Source organism: Pseudomonas sp. AL 58 (genome assembly GCF_036348395.1).
Classification (GTDB): Bacteria; Pseudomonadota; Gammaproteobacteria; order Pseudomonadales; family Pseudomonadaceae; genus Aquipseudomonas; species Aquipseudomonas defluvii.
The window spans coordinates 69,645-90,096 of sequence record NZ_JAZBQR010000007.1 but is presented as its reverse complement, the minus strand read 5'-3'; the positions used below and the strand labels follow the sequence as shown (position 1 = coordinate 90,096).

General features: G+C 61.2%; 19 protein-coding genes. 13 read left to right on the top strand and 6 right to left on the bottom strand.

What is annotated here, in order from left to right:
* The first annotated feature begins 170 nt into the window (after nt 1–170).
* The gene (locus UIA24_RS10925) at nt 171–689 is read left to right on the top strand and encodes a glycine cleavage system protein R (protein ID WP_065760752.1); all 519 of its coding nucleotides are present in this window, start codon (nt 171–173) and stop codon (nt 687–689) included.
* Nucleotides 690–899: 210 nt separating this feature from the next.
* Here UIA24_RS10925 and rarD read toward each other — a convergent pair whose 3' ends face one another.
* From rarD to UIA24_RS10900, 5 genes are all read right to left on the bottom strand, one after another.
* Complete coding sequence (gene rarD, locus UIA24_RS10920; RefSeq protein ID WP_330522841.1) at nt 900–1,787, bottom strand: EamA family transporter RarD; 888 nt, start codon at nt 1,785–1,787, stop codon at nt 900–902.
* Between the two features lie 64 nt (nt 1,788–1,851).
* The gene (locus tag UIA24_RS10915; protein ID WP_330522840.1) at nt 1,852–2,826 is read right to left on the bottom strand and encodes a serine/threonine protein kinase; all 975 of its coding nucleotides are present in this window, start codon (nt 2,824–2,826) and stop codon (nt 1,852–1,854) included.
* Between the two features lie 137 nt (nt 2,827–2,963).
* Nucleotides 2,964–4,865, bottom strand: coding sequence for a PhoX family protein (locus UIA24_RS10910; protein ID WP_330522839.1), 1,902 nt, complete (start codon nt 4,863–4,865; stop codon nt 2,964–2,966).
* Between the two features lie 64 nt (nt 4,866–4,929).
* A complete protein-coding gene (locus UIA24_RS10905) occupies nt 4,930–5,694 on the bottom strand; it encodes a TOBE domain-containing protein (RefSeq protein WP_330522838.1) in 765 nt (254 codons plus the stop codon).
* Between the two features lie 58 nt (nt 5,695–5,752).
* A complete protein-coding gene (locus UIA24_RS10900) occupies nt 5,753–6,490 on the bottom strand; it encodes a ComF family protein (RefSeq protein ID WP_065761523.1) in 738 nt (245 codons plus the stop codon).
* A gap of 88 nt (nt 6,491–6,578) precedes the next feature.
* Here UIA24_RS10900 and bioB point away from each other — a divergent pair, with 88 nt between their 5' ends.
* The 9 genes from bioB to UIA24_RS10855 all read left to right on the top strand — a co-directional run bounded on the left by bioB (nt 6,579) and on the right by UIA24_RS10855 (nt 16,905).
* On the top strand, nt 6,579–7,637 hold the full coding sequence (bioB, locus tag UIA24_RS10895; protein ID WP_065761524.1) for a biotin synthase BioB: 1,059 nt from the start codon (nt 6,579–6,581) through the stop codon (nt 7,635–7,637).
* Nucleotides 7,638–7,644: 7 nt separating this feature from the next.
* A complete protein-coding gene (bioF, locus tag UIA24_RS10890) occupies nt 7,645–8,817 on the top strand; it encodes an 8-amino-7-oxononanoate synthase (protein ID WP_099776022.1) in 1,173 nt (390 codons plus the stop codon).
* Entirely contained in the window at nt 8,810–9,541 is a 732-nt protein-coding gene (locus UIA24_RS10885) for an alpha/beta fold hydrolase (protein WP_099776020.1), read from the top strand. Before bioF ends, UIA24_RS10885 begins: the two co-directional genes overlap by 8 nt.
* On the top strand, nt 9,534–10,358 hold the full coding sequence (gene bioC / locus UIA24_RS10880; RefSeq protein WP_330522837.1) for a malonyl-ACP O-methyltransferase BioC: 825 nt from the start codon (nt 9,534–9,536) through the stop codon (nt 10,356–10,358). Before UIA24_RS10885 ends, bioC begins: the two co-directional genes overlap by 8 nt.
* A 1-nt stretch (nt 10,359) precedes the next feature.
* Nucleotides 10,360–11,040, top strand: coding sequence for a dethiobiotin synthase (gene bioD / locus UIA24_RS10875; protein WP_099776019.1), 681 nt, complete (start codon nt 10,360–10,362; stop codon nt 11,038–11,040).
* Between the two features lie 107 nt (nt 11,041–11,147).
* A complete protein-coding gene (locus tag UIA24_RS10870) occupies nt 11,148–11,444 on the top strand; it encodes a pyrroloquinoline quinone biosynthesis protein PqqE (RefSeq protein WP_065761529.1) in 297 nt (98 codons plus the stop codon).
* Nucleotides 11,445–11,715: 271 nt separating this feature from the next.
* Complete coding sequence (locus UIA24_RS10865) at nt 11,716–13,521, top strand: phenylacyl-CoA dehydrogenase (protein ID WP_102052186.1); 1,806 nt, start codon at nt 11,716–11,718, stop codon at nt 13,519–13,521.
* A 197-nt stretch (nt 13,522–13,718) separates the two neighbouring features.
* The gene (locus UIA24_RS10860; RefSeq protein WP_065761422.1) at nt 13,719–15,002 is read left to right on the top strand and encodes a GGDEF domain-containing protein; all 1,284 of its coding nucleotides are present in this window, start codon (nt 13,719–13,721) and stop codon (nt 15,000–15,002) included.
* A gap of 124 nt (nt 15,003–15,126) precedes the next feature.
* The gene (locus UIA24_RS10855) at nt 15,127–16,905 is read left to right on the top strand and encodes an acyl-CoA dehydrogenase C-terminal domain-containing protein (RefSeq protein ID WP_330522836.1); all 1,779 of its coding nucleotides are present in this window, start codon (nt 15,127–15,129) and stop codon (nt 16,903–16,905) included.
* Nucleotides 16,906–17,131: 226 nt separating this feature from the next.
* Here the strand turns inward: UIA24_RS10855 and UIA24_RS10850 are convergent, their stop codons facing one another.
* A complete protein-coding gene (locus UIA24_RS10850; RefSeq protein WP_065761424.1) occupies nt 17,132–18,052 on the bottom strand; it encodes a LysR substrate-binding domain-containing protein in 921 nt (306 codons plus the stop codon).
* Between the two features lie 102 nt (nt 18,053–18,154).
* Here UIA24_RS10850 and UIA24_RS10845 point away from each other — a divergent pair, with 102 nt between their 5' ends.
* Genes UIA24_RS10845 through UIA24_RS10835 form a run of 3 tightly spaced genes read left to right on the top strand, consistent with a single transcriptional unit; the run spans nt 18,155 to nt 20,419 of the window.
* Nucleotides 18,155–18,853: an MOSC domain-containing protein gene (locus tag UIA24_RS10845; protein WP_330522835.1), complete on the top strand. Its 699-nt coding sequence runs from the start codon at nt 18,155–18,157 to the stop codon at nt 18,851–18,853.
* A complete protein-coding gene (locus tag UIA24_RS10840; protein ID WP_330522834.1) occupies nt 18,850–20,130 on the top strand; it encodes an aspartate aminotransferase family protein in 1,281 nt (426 codons plus the stop codon). Before UIA24_RS10845 ends, UIA24_RS10840 begins: the two co-directional genes overlap by 4 nt.
* Before the next feature lies 1 nt (nt 20,131).
* The gene (locus UIA24_RS10835; RefSeq protein ID WP_065761427.1) at nt 20,132–20,419 is read left to right on the top strand and encodes a hypothetical protein; all 288 of its coding nucleotides are present in this window, start codon (nt 20,132–20,134) and stop codon (nt 20,417–20,419) included.
* The last annotated feature ends 33 nt before the right edge of the window (nt 20,420–20,452 follow it).

Genomic DNA, 20,452 nt, shown 5'->3' with positions numbered 1-20,452 from the left:
TGGAAGACAACATGTTCTCAAAAAACAGAGAGATTGTTCCAGATAAATCTTAAAACAGTACACGATTTGTCTTTTGGGACGGCTGCGGCAGGTTGCCGCGCCTTGCCTATACTTTCTCGGCGCCTTGGCAATTCGGGCGAATCGAACCGTTAAACGCAGAGGGCTGCCGCGTGAATCATCTCGTATTGACAGTGATTGCCGCCGACAAGGCGGGTCAGGTGGAGCGCATCGCAGAATGCATTGCCGAGCATAATGGCAACTGGCTCGAGAGCCGGATGTCGCGGATGGCCGGCCAGTTTGCCGGGATTTTGCGCGTGGCTGTTCCAGCGGAGTCCTATGATGAGTTGGTCGAAGCCTTGCAGGCGCTGGCCAGCCAGGGTATTCGCGTGCTGATCGCCGAAAGCGGCATCGAGCCTTCGTGCACCTGGAAGCCCATCGCGATGGAGCTGGTTGGCAACGACCGGCCAGGCATCGTTCGGGATATCACGCGTTTGTTGGCCGAACTGGGGATCAACGTCGAGCGCTTGAACACGGATGTGCGACCGGCCCCCATGAGCAGTGAGCCGCTGTTTTATGCGGAAGCGTTGTTGGCGCTGCCGCTGACCTTGCCGCTCGAACAGCTACAGAAGCACCTGGAAGAACTGGCAGACGACCTGATGGTAGAGCTCACGTTACGACCGGAAGAGTAGTTATCCCGTTTTACCGGGGATGCCCCTGTGGATAACCTGGGGAGCCTCCTGGCCGCGCCGAGCCGGCTGCGGCCTGTGGAGGTTTGAGCAAAAAATGAGCAGATTCAGGGGCTTGTGCACAAAGCACGGGGATCAGCTTGTGGATAACCTTGGGAGAGGTTGCTGCAGGCCACGTGCTGTGTGGTCTGCAGCGATCTGTATATTTTTTGATCAGCTATTTTTGCGCAGGCGTAGCCAGCTGTCGACGCTGTACAGCGCCAGGCCGGCCCAAATGAAGATGAACGCTACCAGCGTGCTGCTCGACAGGTGTTCGCCAAACAGCCATACCGCCTGCAGCAGGACCAGCGTCGGCGCCAGGTACTGCAGGAAGCCCAAGGTGGTGTAGGGCAGGTGGCGCGCGGCGGCGTTGAAGCAGACCAGCGGCACCAGCGTGACCGGCCCGGCTGCAATCAGCCAGAGGGCTTCGCTGCTGCCGTAGAAGCTGACCTGTGCGCTGTTGGCGTGCGGGTTGAGCAGCAGCCAGCCGAGTGCCAGCGGTACTAGCATCCAGGTTTCCACGACCAGCCCGGGCAGTGCCGCAACGGGCGCCCTTTTGCGGATCAGGCCGTAGAAACCGAAGCTCATTGCCAGTATCAGTGAAATCCACGGCAGGCTACCGACCTGCCACACCTGTTGCGCCACCCCGAATGCTGCCAGGCCTACGGCGAGCCATTGCAGGCGGCGCAGGCGTTCGCCTAGCAAAAGCATACCCAGCAGAACGTTGACCAGTGGATTGATGTAGTAGCCCAGGCTGGCCTCAAGCATGCGGTCGTTGTTCACGGCCCAGACATAGGTCAGCCAGTTGCCGGCGATCAGCGCGCCGCTCAGGGCCAGGGTCGCTAGCCGGCCAGGGTTTTCGCGTAGCTCGCGCCACCAGCCGGGGTGTTTCCAGACCAGCAGCAACAGTGAGCCGAACAAGGCCGACCAGAGCACCCGGTGAACAATGATTTCGACGGCCGGAACGGCTTGCAGGGCTTTGAAATAGAGGGGGAACAGGCCCCAGATGATGTAGGCGGTCAGGCCCAGGATGTACCCGCGGCGCGGGTTGACGGCGTGCATGCAGATTCCTTGCTTAGGCAGCTAACTAAAAGCAGTCGCCATTGTAGACAGACTGCTTCAGGTTTCAGAACAATTTCAGCGGTTCTTCATCCAGTGCGGCCCGTTGTTCACGTAGTGCAAGGATCTGGTCGCCCCAGTAACGCTCCTGACCGAACCAGGGGAAACTACGCGGGAAGGCCGGGTCGTCCCAGCGCCGGGCCAGCCAGGCGCTGTAGTGCAGCTGGCGCAAGGCGCGCAGTGGCTCGATCAGGGCCAGTTCCCTCGGGTCGAAGTCGTGGAACTCGTTGTAGCCGTCCATCAGTTCAGCCAGTTGCCCCAGGCGCTCCTGCCGACTGCCGGCAAGCATCATCCACAGGTCTTGAACCGCCGGGCCCATGCGGCAGTCATCCAGGTCGACGATATGGAACACCTCATCCCGGCACATCATGTTGCCGGGGTGGCAGTCGCCATGCAGGCGGATGAGCGTGTGTGGCGTTTGCGCGTAGATAGCCTCGACGCGCTTGAGCAGGTCGCGTGCGACCGATTCATAGGCGGGCAGCAGGCTTTTGGGGACGAAGTTGCCTTCCAGCAGGGTGGCGAGCGAAGCATGGCCGAAGTTATCCACCCCCAGGGTTTCACGGTGCTGGAACGGGCGGGTAGCGCCTACGGCGTGCAAGCGCCCCAGCAGTTGGCCGAGGCGATAGAGTTGGTCCAGATTGCCCGGTTCGGGCGCCCGCCCGCCACGCCGTGGGAACAGGGTGAAGCGAAAACCGGCGTGTTCGAACAGGGTGGCGCCGTTGTGAACCAGTGGCGCGACCACCGGCACGTCGCAATCGGCCAGTTCGGCGGTGAAGGCGTGCTCTTCGAGAATGGCCTCGTTGCTCCAGCGTCCGGGCCGGTAGAACTTGGCGATCAACGGTTCGGCGTCTTCGATGCCGACTTGATAGACGCGGTTCTCGTAACTGTTGAGGGCCAACACCCGGGCATCGCTTAGAAAACCGGTGCTTTCCACGGCGTCCAGCACCAGGTCGGGGGTGAGGGTATCGAAGGGGTGTGACATACGCGCTCCTGCCGTGCGGCAGGCAGCCGCATCATGCCTGGCATGGTAGCGCAATCCGCCGGATGCGATGCATCTCGTTGGGGTGCGCTACATGCCCCTGCGCGCGCGGAGTTGCAGGGGCTGTGTTGCGGTTCGCCTCAGGCGCCGATGATGCCGCCGTCGTCCCGGCGGATCGCCATGACGGATGAACGCGGCTTGCCGTTGGGCAGGTGCTCGGGGAAGGTCGAGCCGCCACTTTCGCCTGGGTGCTGGATACCTACGAACAGCGTGCGCTGGTCTGGCGCGAAGGCAATACCGGTGACTTCACAGCCCACCGGGCCGACCATGAAGCGCCGGATCTCGCCGGTCGTCGGGTTGGCGCAGAGCATCTGGTTGTTGCCCATGCCGGCAAAATCACCGCTATTGCTGTAGTCGCCATCGGTGAGAATCCACAGCCGTCCGTCGGCATCGAAACCCAGCCCGTCCGGGCTGTTGAACATGTTCTGCGGGGTGATGTTGGCTGAGCCGGCTTTCGCGTCGCCGGGATGAACGCCAGGGTTGCCGGCAATCAGGAACAGGTCCCAGTCGAAGGTCATCGCACCCTGGTCGTCAGCGCTTTCGCGCCAGCGCAGTATCTGCCCGTAGATGTTTTTCTCACGGGGGTTCGGTCCGTTTACGGGTTGGCCTTCTTCGCCGCGTTTGACGTTGTTGGTCAAGGTGCAATAGACCTGACCATCCTTGGGGCTGACCACAATCCATTCCGGGCGGTCCATGCGTGTGGCGCCAAGCAGGCTGGCCGCCAGGCGCGCATGGATCAGCACCTGAGCCTGATTGGCGAAGCCATTGGCGGCGTTCAGGCCGTTCTTGCCGTGGGTCAGCTCCAGCCACTGGCCCTTGCCTTTCGGCTGGTCGGGGTTGCCGTCGCCGTTGTCGAAGCGGGCGACATACAGGGTGCCGTGGTCGAGCAGGTTACGGTTGGCAGTGGGGTTCTTGTGGTCGATGGGGTCGCGACTGATGAATTTGTAGATGAACTCTCCACGTTCATCGTCGCCCATGTAGACCACTGCCCGGCCGTCGCGGGTTTCGCCTAGTGCCGCATTTTCATGTTTGAAGCGGCCCAGGGCTGTGCGCTTGACCGGCGTTGAATGTGGGTCGAAGGGGTCAATTTCGACGACCCAGCCATGCCGGTTGAGTTCATTGGGGTTTTTCGCCAGGTCGAAGCGCGGATCGTGCAGGTGCCAGCCGATGTCCTTGCTGGCGACCGAAGCACCGTAGCGTTTCTGGCCCGGATCGAATGCCTGTTGGGGGTTGCTGCTGCCGAAGCAGTCGGTGAAGTTTTCTTCGCAGGTCAGGTAGGTGCCCCATGGCGTCTTGCCGTTGGCGCAGTTCTGGAAGGTGCCCAGTACCTTGCCGCCACTGTTGTCGGCAGCGGTCTTGAGCCAGGCATCGCCGCTGGCCGGGCCGCTCATGCGGATTGGCGTATTGCCGTGAATCCTGCGGTTGTAGGGCGAGCCCTGGACGAACTGCCACTGGCCATTGCTGCGTTGCACCTCAATCACCGACACGCCTTCGGCAGCCTGGGCCTTATGCACATCTTCGGCGGAGGTTGGCTGGCCACCGTGAGGGAACAGGTAGCGGTAGTTGGTGTACTCGTTGTTGATGGCCATCAACGCCCGGTTTTCATCGCCAGGAAAGGGGAACAGGCTCATGCCATCGTTATTGTCGCCAAACTGCAGTTCCTGCGCTTTGGCGCTGCCATTGCCCGAGGCGTCGAACGCCGGGCTGTCGGTGTGCAGCGGCTGGCCCCAACTGATCAGTACCGAGGCGTTGTAGCCGGGCGGCAGGCTGATGCTGTCGGTGGTTGCGGCAGGGATCGTCGGAAAACCCAGCAGGCTGTCGTTGGCGGCCTTGACGCTCTGCGCCAGTGTGCTGCGGCTCAGCAGGCCGCCGCCAAGGAACAACGCTGCGCCACACAGGGCGCCGGCACCGATGAAGCGGCGTCGGCTGAGGCCGACCATCTGTTCGAGATCGGTAGGCTGGTTTTCGTCTAAAAGGGTCATGATCGGCTTCCTGCTGTTTTGGCAGTCACCTTAGTCAGCCTGTGTGACGGTAATGTGTCGAATTTTAGACTGGGGTTCCCAGCAGTACACAGGCCGGCGGGAACTGAACCTGTAACAGGCTGCCAGGCGTTGCATGCAACTCATTCAGCCACTCGGCTTCTGCGAGGGCGCAGAGGGTCTGGCCGTTGCTCAGCACCAGGCGCACTTCGCTGGGCCCTCCGGCATCGTCGAGGCGCTCCTCGACGGTCGCCAGCAGGCAGTTGTAGCCTGCTTCAGGCTGGGTATTGGCCGCCAACAACTCCAGCCAGCCAGCCTTGATCAGCGCAACGACAGTGGCCCCGGGGGTCAGCTCCAGGCGCAGCGTGCTGTCATGGGTGATCTGTGCGCTGAGGCTCAGGTTGTCGGCCAGTGCCAGCTCGATCAGGTCATTGCGACCCTGAGCCTCTATTGCGCGTACCTTGCCGTACAGTTGGTTGCGTGCGCTGGTGCGCAGCATCAACCGACCGAGCAGGTCGAGATCCGCCGCGTCTTCGGTGGCTTCGAGAATTTGCGCCTGCAAGGCTTGCAGGCGCTGATACAGGCGCAGTACCCGAGCGCCTTCCTCGGTGAGTTTCGCACCGCCACCACCCCTGCCACCGACGCTGCGTTCGACCAGTGGCGTGCCAGCCAGATTGTTCAGCTCGTCGATGGCATCCCAGGCGGCCTTGTAGCTGATGCCGGCGCTTTTTGCCGCCCGCGTGATCGAGCCTTGCTCGGCGATGTGCTGCAGCAGGGCGATACGTTGCGGGCGTTTGACGAGGTGCTGGTTGAGCAGGGCGGGCAGGGACATGAATGGCTACGCAGGGTGGCGGTGATCGCTGCGAAAGTGCCCGCCCGCTTGTGCCAAGTCAAGCGCTGCCCGGTTTTGGCGTGCGCGCCAGGCAGTACACATCAACCCGTCGAGCCCCCGCCTTGAGCAGCTGGCTCGCCAAGGCCTGGGCGGTGGCACCGGTGGTCAGTACATCATCGACCAAGGCCAGGTGACGGCCGGCCACGGCCTTCACATCGGTCACTGCGAACGCCTGGCGCAGGTTGCGTTTGCGGGTCCGGGCGTTCAGGCCCTGTTGCGCAGGGGTATCGAGCGTGCGCACCAGCAGGTGTTCATCGCAGGTAATGTCCAGTTGTGTGCCGAGCCACTTGGCCAGCATTCCCGCTTGGTTGTAGCCGCGCTGACGCAACCGGCGTGTGGCCATCGGTACAGGTAACAGAAGCGTTGGCTGCGCCAGGCCTTCGGCGAAACGGTAGGCCAGCCAGTTGCCGAGCAGTTCGGCGAGCAGTCGCCCCAGCGGCCATTGCCGGTGGTATTTGAAGCGGGTGATCAGTGCATCCACTGGAAACCCATAGTGCCAAGGGGCTTCAACCTGCTGGAAAGCCGGGCGGCGGCGATTGCATTGCCCGCAGACCAGTCCTGTCATCGGCAAGGGCAAGGCGCACACCCGGCATCGTTCATCAAGCCAGGGCAGCTCAGCCTCGCAGGCGACGCAGATGGGGATGGGGGCGTGGGCAGGTTCATCGCATAACAAACAGTTGTGGTTATTATTTAACCACTTGTAAACCAGCTGTTTAAGCTTCGGTTGACAGTGCATGGGGCTTCCTTAATCATGCAAACACTCCGTGATGCGCTGGCGGGCTTTCCTGTCCCGGCGCCAGTCAAGCCTAAACAAGGAATCGCCCATGAGCGCCAGCACAACTGCAACTCTTCGTCACGACTGGACCCTGGCTGAGGTTAAAGCCCTGTTCCAACAGCCGTTCAATGACTTGCTGTTCCAGGCGCAGACCGTACACCGCGCGCACTTCAACGCTAACCGTGTTCAGGTCTCGACCCTGCTGTCGATCAAGACCGGTGCCTGCCCGGAAGATTGCAAATATTGTCCACAGTCCGGTCACTACAACACCGGCCTGGACAAGCAGAAGCTGATGGAAGTGCAGAAGGTGCTGGAGGAAGCCGCGCGGGCCAAGGCTATCGGTTCTACCCGGTTCTGCATGGGCGCCGCCTGGAAACACCCGTCGGCCAAGGACATGCCGTATGTGCTGGAGATGGTCAAAGGGGTCAAGGCCATGGGCCTGGAAACCTGCATGACCCTGGGCAAGCTCGACCGTGAGCAGACCCAGGCCCTGGCCGAAGCCGGGCTGGACTACTACAACCACAACCTCGATACCTCGCCGGAGTTCTACGGCAACATCATCACCACCCGTACCTATGGCGAGCGCCTGGAAACCCTGGCGTATGTGCGCGATGCGGGGATGAAGATCTGCTCCGGTGGCATTCTCGGCATGGGCGAGTCGCTGGACGACCGCGCTGGCCTGCTGATTCAACTGGCCAACCTGCCAGAGCACCCGGAGTCGGTACCGATCAACATGCTGGTGAAGGTCGCCGGTACGCCGCTGGAGAATGCCGAGGCTGTCGATCCGTTCGACTTTATCCGCATGCTCGCCGTTGCCCGCATCCTGATGCCCAAGTCCCACGTCCGTCTGTCGGCTGGCCGTGAAGCCATGAACGAAGAAATGCAGGCACTGGCCTTCTTCGCGGGCGCCAACTCGATTTTCTACGGCGAGAAGCTGCTGACCACTGCCAACCCGCAGGCCGACAAGGACATGCAACTGTTTGCACGCCTTGGTATCCAGCCCGAGGCCCGCGAGGAGCATGCCGATGAGGTTCATCAGGCGGCTATCGAGCAGGCCCTGATCGAGCAGAAGAGCAGCGAGCTGTTCTACAACGCCGCCTCGGTTTGAGGTGCGGATGAGCTTCGATCTTCGTGCGCGCCTGGAAGAACGGCGCGCCGCGTCCCTGTACCGGCAGCGACCGTTGCTGGAGAGCCCGCAAGGCCCCAGCGTGGTGGTCGACGGTCAACCGCTGTTGGCCTTTTGCAGCAACGACTATCTGGGCCTGGCCAATCACCCCGATGTGATTGCTGCCTGGCGTGACGGTGCCGAGCGCTGGGGTGTCGGTGGCGGTGCTTCGCACCTGGTGATCGGTCATAGCGGCCCGCATCACGCGCTGGAAGAGGCCTTGGCCGAGTTCACCGGGCGCCCGAGGGCGTTGCTCTTCACCACCGGCTACATGGCCAATCTGGGCGCTGTGACGGCATTGGTCGGGCAGGGTGATACGGTGCTGCAGGACCGCCTCAACCACGCATCGTTGCTTGATGCCGGGCTGCTCAGTGGTGCGCGTTTCAATCGCTACCTGCATAACGACCCCCTGAGCCTGACCAGCCGTCTGGAGAAAGCCCAGGGCGACACCCTGGTGGTCACTGACGGGGTGTTCAGCATGGACGGCGATGTGGCTGACCTGCCCGCGCTGGCCAAGGCGGCGAAAGCGCGCGGTGCCTGGTTGATGGTCGACGATGCACATGGTTTCGGTACCCTGGGGCGCCAGGGCGGTGGCGTTGTCGAGCATTTTGGCCTGGGCCTGGATGACGTCCCAGTGCTGGTCGGTACCCTCGGAAAAGCCTTCGGCACCGGGGGAGCATTTGTTGCGGGCAGTGAAGAGCTAATCGAGTGCCTGATCCAGTTCGCCCGCCCTTATATCTACACCACCAGTCAGCCACCGGCGCTGGCCTGCGCCACCTTGAAAAGCCTGGAGCTGCTGCGTACAGAAACGTGGCGTCGAGAGCACCTGGCGGCATTGATCCAACAATTCCGCAGTGGTGCCGAGCAGATCGGCTTGACGCTGATGGACAGCTTTACCCCGATCCAGCCGATCGTGATAGGCGACAGTGCTCGGGCGGTTCGGTTGTCGCAGTTGTTACGTGAGCGCGGCCTGCTGGTCACTGCCATTCGACCACCGACGGTCCCTGCAGGCGGTGCGCGGTTGCGCGTTACCCTGACAGCGGCCCACAGTCAGGCACAGGTGCAGCTATTGTTGAATGCATTGGCCGAGTGTTATCCGTTGTTGGAGCCTGTCGATGCGTGACCGTCTGATACTGCTGCCAGGCTGGGGCCTGGGAACCGCGGCGCTGGAGCCGTTGGCTGCGGCTCTGCGCGCGTTGGACCCGGCGCTCAAGGTTGAGGTGCATGCGTTACCGCAACTCGACACCAGTGATCCGCACGCGTGGCTTTCGGCCCTGGACCGTAGCCTGCCACGTAACACCTGGCTGGGTGGCTGGTCGCTGGGTGGAATGCTGGCGGCTGAACTGGCCGCTCGTCGTGGTGATGAGTGCTGCGGCGTACTGACCCTGGCCAGCAACCTCAGTTTTGTCGCTCGCCCGGATTGGCCGCACGGGATGGCGCCCGCCACCTTTGAGACGTTTCTCGACGGCTGCCGCCATCACCCTCAGGTGACCCTTAAACGCTTTGTCTCGCTGTGCAGCCAGGGTGCAGAGGAACCACGCACGCTGGCGCGGCTGTTGACGGCCGGTATGCCGCAGACGCGTGAGGAGTTTCTGGTGACTGGCCTGGAACTGCTGGCGCAGTTGGACACCCGTACAGCATTGCAGTCGTTTGGCGGGCCGCAGCTGCACCTGTTTGCCGGGAGCGATGCATTGGTGCCTGCTGAAGCTGCGCGCGAGCTGCTGAATGTGTTACCCGACGTTGAAGTCGGTTTGATCGAAGACAGCGCGCACGGCTTCTTGGTGGAGACACCCCACGAGTTGGCCTGTGCGATAAAGGCTTTTCTGCACGAGAGCGGTGATGACTGATCTATCCCGGCCGGCCTTGCCCGGTGCCTTGCCTGACAAACGCCAGGTAGCCGCGTCGTTTTCCCGCGCCGCAGTCAGTTATGACAGCGTTGCGCAGTTGCAGCGCGATGTGGGGAACGCCTTGCTGGAACAATTGCCTGCGTCGTTACAGCCGTCGAACTGGCTCGACCTGGGCAGTGGCACGGGCTACTTCAGCCGGATGCTGGAACAGCGTTATCCGCAACGTGTCGGCCTGGCGGTAGACATTGCCGAAGGCATGCTTCGTCATGCCCGCGAACAGGGCGGTGCGCACTACCATGTTGCTGGTGATGCCGAGCGTTTGCCGCTGCGCGAGGCCAGCGTCGGGCTGATCTTCACCAGCCTGGCGGTGCAGTGGTGTGGTGACTTTGCAGGTGTGCTCAGTGAGGCCCGGCGGGTGTTGCAGCCGGGCGGTGTCCTGGCGTTTGCCAGCCTGTGTGTCGGTACGCTCCAGGAGCTGCGCGACAGTTGGCAGGCGGTGGACGGGCTGGTTCACGTCAACCGTTTTCGGCCATTTGAGGACTATCAGCGCCTGTGCCTGGCCAGTGGCATGCCGGTGCTGGCGTTGGAGCGCCGTCCGCATGTTTTGCACTACCCGGATGTGCGCAGCCTGACCCATGAGCTCAAGGCCTTGGGCGCACACAATCTCAACCCGGGCCGGCCCACCGGCTTGACGGGACGCGCACGCATGCAGGGCTTGCTGCAGGCATACGAGCGGTTCCGTCAGCCCCAAGGCCTGCCGGCGACCTATCAGGTGGTCTACGGGGTGCTGCAGAAACCTCTGGAAGGTGGAGTGTGAAATGAACGCAGCCTATTTCATCGCGGGTACCGATACCGACGTCGGCAAGACTACGATCGCCGCCGGCTTGCTTCAGGCTGCCCGCCAGGCGGGGCTCAGCACGCTGGGTGCCAAGCCGGTTGCCTCGGGCTGTGAGGTCAGCGCCAAGGGCTTGCGCAATGCCGACGCCCTGGCGCTGATGGCGCAAAGTTCGATTGTATTGCCCTACGAGCAGGTCAACCCTTTCGCCTTTGAGCCGGCCATCGCACCGCATCTGGCGGCGCGTGAGGCGGGCGTGGCATTGACGGTTCAGGGGTTGCTCGCGCCGATGCGTCACGTGTTGGCGCAACGGGCAGATTTCACCCTGATTGAAGGGGCTGGCGGTTGGCGGGTACCGCTGTCTGATCAGGCCAACCTTTCTGATCTGGCCATTGCCCTGCAACTGCCGGTGATTCTGGTGGTTGGCGTGCGCCTGGGGTGCATCAATCACGCCCTGCTCAGTGCTGAAGCCATCGCGCGCGATGGCCTGCAGTTGGCCGGCTGGGTGGCCAACGTCGTCGATCCGCGCACATCGCGACTGGAAGAGAACCTTGCAACCCTGGCGGAGCGGTTGCCGGCACCCTGCCTGGGGCGCGTCCCTAAACTCAAGAGCGTCACGGCTGACGCCGTGGCTGAATTCCTGCAACTGGATCTGCTGGACTGACTACAGGCTATTGAAGGGCAATGTGCTATTAGTGTTTTTGACGGGCCTTTTTCCTTGAGGTCTGCTTCAATAGGCGGTATCTGCAGTTAGCGTCATGGAGTGTCGAAATGGAAATCTCAGGCAACTCAGCGTTCTATGCCGGTCTGGGGGCTATTCAGACGGGGCAGAACCGTGTCGATCAGGCAGCCAGCCAGATCGCCAATACCACCGTCGAGCGTGCCGCCACCAGCCAGTCCAGCGACTATCAGGCTGAGCGTCTGCGTTCGGTCGATCGCAGCCAGCAACAAGACCTCGCCACCAGCACCGTCGAATTGGCCCTGGGCAAGTTCCAGGTTGAACTCGGTGTCAAAGTGGCCAAAGCTTCCGACGAAATGCTCGGCACCCTGATCGATACCTACGCCTGACCGCCCCCCGGTCTGTCTGCGTTCGCCCCCTCTACTACGCTTTATGTATCAGCGCCTTGGCCTTGTCGCCAGGCGCTCGTTCGTGCGCGTGTAGCGGGTGTAACGAGGGCCATGCAGCGGTTTGAGATGGCGCATTTGCCCTCTGGACGATGCTTGACAACCCATTGGCGTAAACGTATGTTTCAAACAACTGTTTGACCGAAAGTCGCCAAGAGCTGGTCGGTGTGTCACGGTCTCCCTATCCAGGATCCATCAGCAGAGGTTTATCGCTATGCCTGATTACAAAGCCCCCTTGCGTGATATTCGCTTTGTTCGTGACGAGTTGCTCGGCTACGAAGCGCACTATCAGAGCCTGCCGGCTTGCCAGGACGCCACTCCAGACATGGTGAATGCCATCCTTGAGGAAGGCGCCAAGTTTTGTGAACAGGTACTGGCCCCACTGAACCGTGTGGGTGATCTGGAAGGCTGTACCTGGAGTGAGTCGGGCGTGAAAACCCCGACCGGCTTCAAAGAGGCCTACCAGCAGTTTGTCGAAGGTGGCTGGCCGAGCCTGGCCCATGACGTCGAGCATGGTGGTCAGGGCTTGCCTGAGTCGCTGGGCCTGGCGATCAGCGAAATGGTCGGTGAGTCCAACTGGTCCTGGGGCATGTACCCTGGCTTGTCTCATGGCGCGATGAACACGATCTCCGAGCACGGCACGCCCCAGCAGCAACACACCTACCTGACCAAGCTGGTTTCCGGTGAGTGGACCGGCACCATGTGCCTGACCGAGCCGCACTGCGGCACCGATCTGGGCATGCTGCGCACCAAGGCCGAGCCTCAGGCTGATGGCTCCTACAAAGTCACCGGCACCAAGATTTTCATCTCCGCCGGTGAGCACGACATGGCCGATAACATCGTCCATATCGTTCTGGCACGCTTGCCCGACGCCCCTGCTGGCACCAAAGGCATCTCGCTGTTCATCGTGCCGAAGTTCCTGCCTACCGCTGATGGTGGTGTGGGCGAACGCAATGCCGTGGCCTGTGGTTCCATCGAACACAAGATGGGTATCCACGGCAACGCCACCTGCGTGATGAACTTCGACGCCGCGACCGGCTACCTGATCGGCCCGGCCAACAAGGGCCTGAACTGCATGTTCACCTTCATGAACACCGCACGTCTGGGGACTGCGCTGCAAGGCCTGGCTCACGCTGAAGTGGCCTTCCAGGGTGGCCTGAAGTACGCACGCGACCGCCTGCAGATGCGTTCGCTGACCGGGCCGAAAGCACCGGATAAAGCCGCTGACCCGATCATCGTTCACCCGGACGTGCGGCGTATGCTGCTGACCATGAAGGCTTTCGCCGAAGGTAACCGGGCGATGGTCTACTTCACCGCCAAACAGGTCGATATCGTCAAGTACAGCCAGGACGAGGAAGAAAGGAAGAAAGCCGACGCGCTGCTGGCTTTCATGACCCCGATCGCCAAGGCTTTCATGACCGAAGTCGGTTTTGAAGCCGCCAACCACGGCGTGCAGATCTACGGCGGTCACGGTTTCATCGCCGAGTGGGGCATGGAGCAGAACGTGCGCGACAGCCGTATCTCCATGCTGTACGAGGGCACCACGGGTATCCAGGCGCTGGACCTGCTGGGCCGTAAAGTGCTGATGACTCAAGGCGAGGCCCTGAAGGGCTTCACCAAGATCGTCCACAAGTTCTGCCAGGGCCAGGAGGGCAACGATGCGGTCAAGGAGTTCGTTGAACCGCTGGCCAAGCTGAACAAGGAGTGGGGTGAGCTGACCATGAAAGTCGGGATGGCCGCCATGAAAGACCGTGAAGAAGTTGGTGCCGCTTCGGTGGACTACGTCATGTACTCCGGTTATGCCTGCCTGGCTTACTTCTGGGCTGACATGGCGCGCCTGGCTGCTGAGAAACTGGCCGCTGGTACCAGCGAAACTGCGTTCTACACCGCCAAGCTGCAAACTGCGCGCTTCTACTTCCAGCGCATCCTGCCGCGTACCCGTGCTCATGTTGAAGCCATGCTGTCAGGTGCCAATAACCTGATGGACATGAAAGAGGAAGATTTCGGCCTCGCTTACTGAGTGAGTGGCTGAACTGAAAAACCGCCTGCCCTGACCGGCAGGCGGTTTTTTTTGTGTGGACGAACAGGAGGGAAGCCTTAAACCCCATCTCGCGCTGCCGTTAAATGAAAGTGCAGGTAAACATTCATCTATTCATGTGCGTTGCCGATGCACTAGAGGCACAATGCCATTGTTGATCTGCCGGGTCGGAGATTCCCTTGTTTCGTTTATCTGCTGTACGCCTCAGTCACTTTCTGCCATCACTGTTCCTTCTGCTCTGCGGACTGGCGGCGGCCTATGTGCGGGACCTGAGTGTTTTCTTCACATCGCTGTTCAATGTGCTGCCAACCTTGGTGTTGCTGCTTGGCGGTGCCTACTGCGCGGTTTACCGACGTCAGCGTGAGCTGTTTCTGATGGTCACGGTCTATATCGCCTACTTCCTGCTGGATACTCAGACTGACTTTTATCGAGACAATGGGCGGGTCCGTGAGGATGCGGCCGTTGTCTTCCATTTAGTGTGCCTGTTACTGCCCTTGCTGTTCGGGCTGTTTGGCGCCTGGCAGGAGCGTACGCACCTGTTCCAGGATATGGTGGCGCGCTTTGCCGTGTTGCTGGCTTTTGGCAGTGTCGCCCTGGGGCTTGAGCAGAGCTTCCCGCAGCCCTTGCTGGCGTGGCTGGCGGAGATTCGTTGGCCATCGTTGCATGGCCAATGGATGAGCCTGATCCAGATGGCGTACCCGGTGTTCCTGATCGCCTTCGGCTTGCTGGTGGTGCAGTACCTGCGTCAGCCACGACCGCTGCATGCGGCGCAGATCATTGGCCTGATCGGCATTTTCTGGATGCTGCCAAAGACGTTCATCTTGCCGTTTACCCTCAACATCATGTGCAGTCAGGTGATGTTGATGATTGCCGCAGCGGTGTCCCATGAAGCCTATCAGATGGCCTTCCGCGACGAGTTGACCGGGCTACCGGGGCGTCGCGCATTGAATGAGCGGATGCAGCGGTTGGGCCGTACCTATGTGCTGGCGATGACAGACGTCGACCACTTCAAGAAATTCAACGACACCCACGGTCACGATGTCGGGGACCAGGTGCTGCGTCTGGTGGCCAGCAAGTTGTCCAAGGTCACTGGTGGTGGTCGTGCCTACCGCTATGGCGGGGAGGAGTTTTGCCTGGTATTTGCCGGCAAGAGCATCGAGGAGTGCATGCCACACCTGGAAGCCGTGCGCGAGGTGATCGCCAACTACAATATCTTGCTGCGTAATCCGGATAGCCGCCCGCAGGACGATACTCAGGGGCGCCAGCGCCGCGGTGCTGCTGCGGCCGCCAGTGTGTCGGTGACCATCAGTATCGGTGTCGCCGAGCGTCAGATGGAGCATCGCTCGCCTGACGAAGTGCTCAAATCGGCCGACCAGGCGCTCTACAGCGCCAAAGGCGCGGGCCGTAACTGCGTGGTCGCCTACGGTTTGCAAAACAAGCGAGGGGCCGTTCGTACAGCGTGACCGGATATGACTATCCGGTCAAAAGATGGCCCTATGTCTCGCAAAAGTTGTTCAGGTACACTGGTTTTCTAACTGAGTATCGGTCCCTCGGGACTGCCCCTGACTGGTTCTGTGAGAGGTTGCCATGGCTGACTATAAAGCGCCCTTGCGCGATATGCGCTTCGTCCTCAATGAAGTCTTCGAGGTTGCCAGGCTCTGGGCTCAACTGCCCGGCCTGGCCGATATCGTTGACGAAGAGACGGCCATGGCCGTTCTCGAGGAGGCCGGCAAGGTCACCAGCAAAAGCATCGCGCCGCTGAACCGTGGTGCCGACGAAGAGGGCTGCCGTTGGGATAATGGCGTCGTCACTACACCAGCAGGTTTTATCGATGCGTATCGCACCTATGCCGAAGGTGGTTGGGTGGGCGTAGGCGGTGATCCCGCATTCGGCGGCATGGGCATGCCCAAGGTGATTTCTGCCCAGGTCGAAGAGATGGTCAACGCTTCCAGCCTGTCCTTCGGCCTGTACCCGATGCTGACGGCCGGTGCCTGTCTGTCGATCAATGCCCACGCCAGTGAAGCACTCAAGGCTACCTACCTGCCAAACATGTATGCCGGCGTCTGGGCCGGCTCGATGTGCCTGACCGAGCCCCATGCCGGCACTGACCTGGGCATCATCCGCACCCGTGCAGAACCTCAGGCCGATGGCAGTTACAGGGTCAGTGGTACGAAGATCTTCATCACGGGCGGCGAGCACGACCTGACCGAGAACATCATCCACTTGGTGTTGGCTAAACTGCCGGACGCACCGGCTGGGCCGAAAGGCATTTCGTTGTTTCTGGTGCCCAAGTTCCTGGTCAATGCTGACGGCAGCCTCGGCGCACGCAACCCGGTCAATTGCGGCTCCATCGAGCACAAGATGGGCATTCAGGCTTCTGCCACCTGCGTGATGAACTTTGACGACGCGGTAGGGTATCTGGTCGGTGAGCCCAACAAGGGCCTGGCCGCCATGTTCACCATGATGAATTACGAGCGTTTGGGCGTCGGTATTCAGGGCCTGGCATCGGCAGAGCGTTCTTATCAGAACGCGATCGAATACGCCCGCGACCGTCTGCAGAGCCGTGCGCCGACCGGTCCGCAAGCGAAGGAAAAGGTCGCAGACCCAATCATCGTTCACCCTGATGTGCGGCGCATGCTGCTGACCATGAAGGCCTTTAACGAGGGTGGCCGCGCCTTCTCCAGTTATGTGGCGATGCAACTGGATACCGCCAAGTACAGCGAAGACCCGGTTGTGCGCAAACGTGCCGAGGACCTGGTGGCCTTGCTGACGCCGGTGGCCAAGGCGTTCCTCACTGACCTCGGCCTGGAAACGACGGTGCATGGTCAGCAGGTGTTCGGTGGCCATGGCTACATCCGTGAGTGGGGCCAGGAGCAACTGGTGCGCGATGTGCGCATCACGCAGATCTACGAGGGCACCAACGGCATTCAGGCGCTGGACCTGATCGGGCGCAAGGTCGTGGGCAGCGGCGGGGCGTATTACGCGTTGTTCGCGGATGAGGTCCGCCAGTTCATCGCCTCGGCAGACGCCGGGCTGGACGAATTCAGTAAACCGCTGGCAGCAGCCTTGGGTTGCCTCGACGAACTGACCGCCTGGGTACTGGACCGCGCCAAGAGCAACCCGAACGAGATCGGTGCCGCGTCGGTGGAGTACCTGCAGACCTTCGGTTACGTCGCTTATGCCTACATGTGGGCGCTGATGGCACGTACGGCGCTGGCCAAGCAGGGGCAGGACGATTTCTATGCCAGCAAACTGGGGACCGCACGGTTCTACTTTGCCCGATTGCTGCCACGCATCCACTCGTTGAGCGCAGCCGTGAAGGCCGGTAGCGAGTCGCTTTATCTGCTCAATGCCGAGCAGTTTTAAGCTTCGCTGCGTCGTGTAGGAAAAGGCTTACACGACGTGGTGACTTTTCGCCTCTATCTAAAGATTGGATCCATCGCTAATCTTTACCACATGGACGTCGCGCAGGACGCGCAATGTACAGAACAGGGACACGCAGGATTCCTGCCAGGATGGCGGGTGAAATGGATGTCAGGGAAACAGTCTGCAAACCCCGCCTCGGCGGGGTTTTCTTATGCCCGCAATTAAATCAGCCCAGCACGTCCAGCGGCGATACGCCGATGTGCCGTGGGTCGATCTCTTCTTCCAGTAGCGTACGCAGCAACTCGATCGAGGCTTGCTGGCGCTGCGCATCCCGGAACACCAAGCCCACTTTCAGCGGCACCCGTGGCTCGCTCAACGGCTTCCAGAGCAGTTCCTGATCATCCGTCACCTCTTGGGCCCGGCCGGGCAAGACGGTAGCCAGCGACGTGTGTGGCAGGCTGTCTAGAATCCCGCCCATGTTGTTCATTTCCGCCTGAACCTGCGGGCGCCGGCCAAGGTTGGCCAACTGCGACTGCCAGATCTGCCGCACCTGAAACTCTTCGCCCAGCAGCAGCATCGGTAACTCGGCGGCCTGTTTCAGCGAGACTTTCTTGAATTCGCGCAACGGGTGGGTATTGGGGATCACCAATTGCAGTTCGTCTTCATAGAGCATCAAGCCGTGCAGGCCCGGCTGGCGCGGCGGCAGGTAGCTGATGCCGATATCCAGTGTGCCGTTTAGCAGGCGTCGCTCGATTTCCATACCTGACAGTTCGTAGATCTGTACCACCAGGTGTGGCTGCGCCTTGCGTACCCGGTCGAGCAGCTGTGGTACCAGGCTTGGGCGTACGGTCTGCAGTACCCCGATGGCCAAGGTACGCAATGACTGCCCCTTGAAGTTACGCAGGGCGTCACTCGCCCGTTGCAGGCCGTCGAGCAGGGGCAGTGCGTGGTTGTACAGGGTGTGCGCTGCCAGGGTCGGCAGCAGTCGCTTGTTGCCGCGTTCGAACAGGCTGACATCCAGGCTGTGTTCGAGTTGCCGGATCTGTTGCGACAGCGCCGGTTGGGACAGTGACAGGCGTTCGGCAGCCCGGCCGACATGACCTTCTTCGTAGACCGCGACGAAATAACGCAGTTGGCGAAAATCCATAAGAGATACTTATCAAAAAAGCTCGAAAAACGAAATGGCTGTTAGCCTGCAAGAAGCCTAGTCTATCCCGTATTCACAAGGTTTACAGGGCCATAGGGCGCGATGAATACCGTGTATGTGGATGGTGTTTACATAGGCAAGGCTAAAAACATCGGTCATGGCTTATTGACCGACATTGATAAGGAACAGGTTGCAAGAAGGCTGTGGTTGTGGCCACAGGGACTGGGCAGCGATGAACACGGCGACCCACGCTTCCATACCGGCCCCGAACGGGCCTTGCATCACTACCCCGCCGAGCACTACGCCTATTGGCGCAAACGTTATCCACAGATCGACTGGTGTGCACCGGCTTTTGGCGAAAACCTGTCGACCCACGGCATGAGCGAAGAATCCGTTTGCCTGGGCGACATGTTTCGATGGGGGGGCGCGCTGTTGCAGATCAGCCAGCCGCGCTCGCCCTGTTATCGGCTCAGCCACCGCTGGGGCCTGCAGGACTTGCCTGAACAGGCTCAGCAAACGGGCCGTTGCGGCTGGTTCTACCGGGTGCTCAAACCGGGTTTTGTCAGCGCCGAAGATCCTTTTGAATTGATTCAGCGTAGCTATCCAGGCCTCACCGTAGCCTGGGCGTTACATGCTTTTTTCCGTGAACCCCTGGAGCATGCAGGTTTGAAAAAGCTGGTGGATTGTCCGGCCCTGTCGTCACGCTGGCGCGACATCGCGATGAGGCGTCTACGTACCGGCCAGGTCGAAGACTGGACATCGCGTCTGCTCGGCTTGCCACTGGAAGGGTTACGCGCATGAACCTGTTCAACCTGCGTCGTTCGCCGGCCACCCTTGAGGAGCACGAGCCTGCTCCGGTGATCACTGCACCGGTCGAGTCGTTGTCGCGTGAATGCCTGATGCCAGTGGCAGAGCGCCCGGCACAAGTCTTCGTCCGGGGTCAGGGTTCCTGGCTGTGGGACAGTGATGGGCGGGCGTACCTCGATTTTACTCAGGGCTGTGCGGTCAACAGCCTTGGGCATAGCCCCAAAGCACTGGTTCAGGCATTGGGTGCCCAGGCTCAGGCGCTGATCAATCCGGGGGCAGGGTTTCATAACCGTGGCTTGTTGCAACTGGTCAATCGCCTGTGTGAAAGCACCGGCAGTGATCAGGCCTATCTGCTTAACAGTGGCGCCGAAGCCTGCGAAGGTGCGATCAAGCTGGCACGCAAGTGGGGCCAACTGCATCGTAACGGTGCCTACCACATCATCACGGCCAGCCAGAGCTGCCATGGGCGTACGTTGGGTGCGTTGTCGGCCTCCGACCCGTCGCCGTGCAACCGGTGCGAGCCTGGCGTGCCAGGTTTCAGCAAGGTGCCTTACAACGACCTTGCAGCCCTGCATGCCGCCGTCGACTCGCGCACGGTTGCGATCATGCTCGAGCCGATCCAGGGCGAGGCTGGCGTCATTCCGGCGACCCAGGACTACCTGCAGGGTGTCCAGCGTCTGTGCCGCGAGCTGGGCATTCTGCTGATCCTTGATGAGGTTCAAACCGGTATCGGTCGCTGCGGCGCTTTGCTTGCCGAGCAAACCTACGGTGTACGCGCCGATATTCTGACCTTGGGCAAAGGCTTGGGTGGTGGCGTGCCGCTGGCCGCACTGCTGGCACGTGGCACGGCCTGCTGTGCCGAGCCGGGCGAGCTGGAGGGAAGCCATCACGGTAATGCGCTGATGAGCGCTGCTGGCCTGGCGGTGCTGCAAACGGTATTGGAGTCGGGGTTCTTCGACCATGTACAGGAGGCCGGCCGGCACCTGCGCGATGGTTTGGGGCGTCTGACTGCACGCTACGGCCAGGGTGAAGTGCGCGGCCAGGGCTTGCTCTGGGGGCTGGAACTGGCGGATGACTCGGCGGCTGCGGTGGTCAAGGCTGCGCTGCAGGAAGGCCTGCTGTTGAACGCACCGCAGGCGAACGTGCTGCGTTTTTCGCCGGCGTTGACCGTGAGCAAAGGCAACATTGATGAAATGCTGTTGCGCCTGGCGCGGGCATTCGCCCGGGTCCATACCGCGCAACTGAACCGTCGTCGCGAGGCGAGTGCCTGAGATGCGTGTACTTGTCCTGCAACATTCGCCCGCCCAGCGTCATGGGCCACTGAACCGCTGGCTGCTGCAAAACGCCGAAGCGGTGCATATCTGCCACCTCTACGCCCATGCCCGCATGCCACGGCTGGACAGTTTCGATCTACTGATCGACCTGGGGCCTGAGCAACCGCAGGAGCCTTGGCGTGACGCCGAGCGACGCCTGCTGGAAAAAGCCTTGAACGCTGGCAAACAAGTGCTGGTAGCCGACCAACTGGACCACCTGATCCTTTCCGGCAACGTTCTGCACTAACGAATTTTACGAACCGTCTCGCGTTCCTGCGCA

Excerpts from the sequence above, each read along its gene's own strand:
- rarD (WP_330522841.1), bottom strand. The coding sequence starts at position 1,787 with ATGCACGCCGTCAACCCGCGCCGCGGGTACATCCTGGGCCTGACCGCC.
- UIA24_RS10915 (WP_330522840.1), bottom strand. The coding sequence starts at position 2,826 with ATGTCACACCCCTTCGATACCCTCACCCCCGACCTGGTGCTGGACGCC.
- UIA24_RS10910 (WP_330522839.1), bottom strand. The coding sequence starts at position 4,865 with ATGACCCTTTTAGACGAAAACCAGCCTACCGATCTCGAACAGATGGTC.
- UIA24_RS10905 (WP_330522838.1), bottom strand. The coding sequence starts at position 5,694 with ATGTCCCTGCCCGCCCTGCTCAACCAGCACCTCGTCAAACGCCCGCAA.
- UIA24_RS10900 (WP_065761523.1), bottom strand. The coding sequence starts at position 6,490 with ATGCACTGTCAACCGAAGCTTAAACAGCTGGTTTACAAGTGGTTAAAT.
- bioB (WP_065761524.1), top strand. The coding sequence starts at position 6,579 with ATGAGCGCCAGCACAACTGCAACTCTTCGTCACGACTGGACCCTGGCT.
- bioF (WP_099776022.1), top strand. The coding sequence starts at position 7,645 with ATGAGCTTCGATCTTCGTGCGCGCCTGGAAGAACGGCGCGCCGCGTCC.
- UIA24_RS10885 (WP_099776020.1), top strand. The coding sequence starts at position 8,810 with ATGCGTGACCGTCTGATACTGCTGCCAGGCTGGGGCCTGGGAACCGCG.
- bioC (WP_330522837.1), top strand. The coding sequence starts at position 9,534 with ATGACTGATCTATCCCGGCCGGCCTTGCCCGGTGCCTTGCCTGACAAA.
- bioD (WP_099776019.1), top strand. The coding sequence starts at position 10,360 with ATGAACGCAGCCTATTTCATCGCGGGTACCGATACCGACGTCGGCAAG.
- UIA24_RS10870 (WP_065761529.1), top strand. The coding sequence starts at position 11,148 with ATGGAAATCTCAGGCAACTCAGCGTTCTATGCCGGTCTGGGGGCTATT.
- UIA24_RS10865 (WP_102052186.1), top strand. The coding sequence starts at position 11,716 with ATGCCTGATTACAAAGCCCCCTTGCGTGATATTCGCTTTGTTCGTGAC.
- UIA24_RS10855 (WP_330522836.1), top strand. The coding sequence starts at position 15,127 with ATGGCTGACTATAAAGCGCCCTTGCGCGATATGCGCTTCGTCCTCAAT.
- UIA24_RS10850 (WP_065761424.1), bottom strand. The coding sequence starts at position 18,052 with ATGGATTTTCGCCAACTGCGTTATTTCGTCGCGGTCTACGAAGAAGGT.
- UIA24_RS10845 (WP_330522835.1), top strand. The coding sequence starts at position 18,155 with ATGAATACCGTGTATGTGGATGGTGTTTACATAGGCAAGGCTAAAAAC.
- UIA24_RS10840 (WP_330522834.1), top strand. The coding sequence starts at position 18,850 with ATGAACCTGTTCAACCTGCGTCGTTCGCCGGCCACCCTTGAGGAGCAC.
- UIA24_RS10835 (WP_065761427.1), top strand. The coding sequence starts at position 20,132 with ATGCGTGTACTTGTCCTGCAACATTCGCCCGCCCAGCGTCATGGGCCA.